This window comes from Ruegeria atlantica (genome assembly GCF_001458195.1).
Lineage (GTDB): Bacteria > Pseudomonadota > Alphaproteobacteria > Rhodobacterales > Rhodobacteraceae > Ruegeria > Ruegeria atlantica.
In genome coordinates, this window is record NZ_CYPU01000058.1 from 1 (window position 1) to 2607 (window position 2607).

A 2607-nucleotide genomic window follows, 5' to 3' on the forward strand; every position below is an offset into this window, starting at 1 on the left:
CAACTGCCGCTGCCCAAGCATCTGAACGAGGACCTGGTGATCAATTCGATCGACCCGGCCAAGGATGTGGACGGGTTCCATATCTCCAACGTGGGCCTCTTGGGCACCGGTCAGAAATCGATGGTGCCCTGCACCCCGCTGGGCTGTCTGATGATGCTGCGTGACCACCATGGCTCATTGTCGGGCATGGATGCGGTTGTGATCGGACGCTCGAACATCGTTGGCAAGCCGATGGCGCAGCTGCTGCTGGGCGACAGCTGCACCGTGACCATCGCGCACAGCCGCACCAAGGATCTGCCCGACGTGGTCCGCCGCGCCGACATCGTTGTGGCCGCCGTTGGCCGCCCCGAAATGGTGCCGGGCGACTGGATCAAGGAAGGGGCGACCGTCATCGACGTGGGCATCAACCGCATTGAACGCGACGGCAAGAACAAACTGGTCGGCGACGTCGATTATGCCAGCGCCGCAGCACGCGCCGGCGCCATCACCCCGGTCCCCGGCGGCGTAGGCCCCATGACCATCGCCTGCCTGCTGGCCAACACACTCACCGCCTGCTGCCGCGCAAACAAACTGCCAGAACCAGAAGGCCTCACAGCCTGAGCTATTTTGTTGGGGCGCAAAAATGCGCCCCAGCGAAACGGGAACTACCTAGTTTTAAAGAGCTTTCGGAATGGTCGCCTCAGAGCGCCAGATAGCCTATTCCCGCAAACGCAACCAAACATCCAAGCCATTGGCGTGGCACCATCTTTTCACGCAAGACTGCCCAAGCCAACACAACGGTCAGCAGCCCAAAGACGGACGCTGTCACCGAGGCAAATTGCGCATTCGGCAATCCGCCCGCCGCGATCACGCAAAGGATGGCAACAGCATCCAGAACACCCATGACACAGAGAAGAGGCAGAGCCGGCCGGCCGGGCCAGATTGATCTGCGGGATGCTAGGGCGATCATACCTAGGGCAAAAACTGCCGTCAGCCTAATAACCAGAGAGATTGAGTTTTCGTCATTATGTTCGGTAGCATATTGTCCTAGCGCAAAGGTGGCGGCGAACCCGATTGCTGCAAGTATCGATAGCACCACCGTCGGGCCAGCTGCTGGGTATTCGGTTGCGTCGCGTTCAGATTGGGCAGCCACAACAGAAACGCCAACACCAATCGCGATGACGGCAAGCCAGTGCAGCGGGCTGACCGTTGCGCCGCGCCAGATGGCCAGTGAGACGGACAACACCGGATAGCTTGCAACAATCGGAGCAACCAGCCGGACCGGGCCGCGTTGAAAAGCGGCGTACATGCAGACGCCCGCCAGCAGATAGCACCCCCCTGCAGCAACAGCGCTGATCAATGCCGTGCCAGGAATTGGGTCGACTTCACCCATCATCGCAACCAAACCAAGTTGCAGCACTACGCCCGAAACCAGCACAGCCATGAGCGAAGCAATCACACTGACAGACTGGCTGACATAGCGCACTGCCAGATCGTGTACCCCCCAGCAAAGTGCCGCCAAAAGGCCAAGCACCAGAGCGTTCAATCCGTCATCTCCCTCACTGATTTCACCTAGTTCCGCTTCTGAGCATGAGTATGTCAGAATGTCACTGTTGATAAACTTATTTTCCTGTTATGCAATATTTCAGGTGCCAGAGATACAGAAAGGCAGCACATGGAATCTGCGATAGAGCAACTTGGTGGTGAGACCCAACTGCGCGCTCTGGTCGAGCGTTTCTATGACCGGATGGAAACGGAGCCGGCTGCGCATTCGTTGCACAGGCTGCATTTTCGGGGACATGGGCTAAACCACACCAGACAAGCTCAATTTGAATTTCTCAGCGGGTTTCTCGGCGGACGTGCCTATTATCGTGAACGTCTCGGCCACATGGATCTGCGCGAAATCCATGCGCATATTCCCATCCGGAAGGCCGACGCAGAGCTTTGGCTGGATACTTTCGATGCCGCATTGGCGGATTGCGAATTGACCGGCCCGGTTGTGGAAAAGATGCGCGCGACGCTTCGCCGGGCTGCGCTTATGCTGGTCAATGACGTTCCAGATTGGCGGTTGGAAGCAGATGCCGGGTATACGTAAAGACGCTTTGCGGAAATCACGTTACGTGTTCTGCGGTTCCAATCAAAGCTGATGCCAATGACTATTTCCAAAATACGGTCGATCGAGAACATGCACCCATGTTCTGATGGTCTTCTTTTCGAGTGTTAACAAAGGTTTGGCCTTGAACTCCCAAACGTCCAACGGGCTGCGCGTCACGCGCAAAAGGTCAAATTCGTCCAGTTGCGGAATAGATTGCTCTTTGTAGAAGTGTATGATTTGCGTGTCGTCTTGATGCTTGGCGATGTGGTCACAAACTGCGCCGAGACACGCCTTGCGTATGCTGAAACTTGAGAACGCTCCTAGCGAGCCACTTGGGGCCTCAAAAAATGGGGCCGCAGCTTTTGCCGCGGCCCAGAATTGCCACCTTGCAATCCGGATTAGATGTCCAAAGTGTTGTCTTTTTCCCAGCGTGAGAAGTGAGAGACGAAAGAGTTCCATTCCTGATGTTTCATTTTCAGAAACGCGGATGAGAACTCGGCACCCATCATGGCCTTCAGTTCCTTGTCCTTGTC

General features: G+C 56.4%; 3 protein-coding genes and 1 pseudogene. 2 read left to right on the forward strand and 2 right to left on the reverse strand.

Annotated features, from left to right (window positions below):
- A partial coding sequence (locus tag RUA4292_RS16365) for a bifunctional 5,10-methylene-tetrahydrofolate dehydrogenase/5,10-methylene-tetrahydrofolate cyclohydrolase (RefSeq protein WP_058278575.1) occupies positions 1 to 600 on the forward strand: 600 nt, incomplete at its 5' end.
- 79 nt (positions 601 to 679) lie between these two features.
- On the opposite strand, the gene RUA4292_RS16370 is transcribed toward RUA4292_RS16365, so the two are convergent.
- A complete protein-coding gene (locus tag RUA4292_RS16370) occupies positions 680 to 1525 on the reverse strand; it encodes a DMT family transporter (protein WP_058278576.1) in 846 nt (281 codons plus the stop codon).
- Between the two features lie 129 nt (positions 1526 to 1654).
- On the opposite strand from RUA4292_RS16370, the gene RUA4292_RS16375 reads away from it, so the two are divergent.
- A complete protein-coding gene (locus RUA4292_RS16375) occupies positions 1655 to 2074 on the forward strand; it encodes a group II truncated hemoglobin (protein WP_058278577.1) in 420 nt (139 codons plus the stop codon).
- A gap of 398 nt (positions 2075 to 2472) precedes the next feature.
- Here the strand turns inward: RUA4292_RS16375 and RUA4292_RS24555 are convergent.
- Positions 2473 to 2607: pseudogene (locus RUA4292_RS24555) on the reverse strand (glutamine synthetase); the annotation flags it as partial.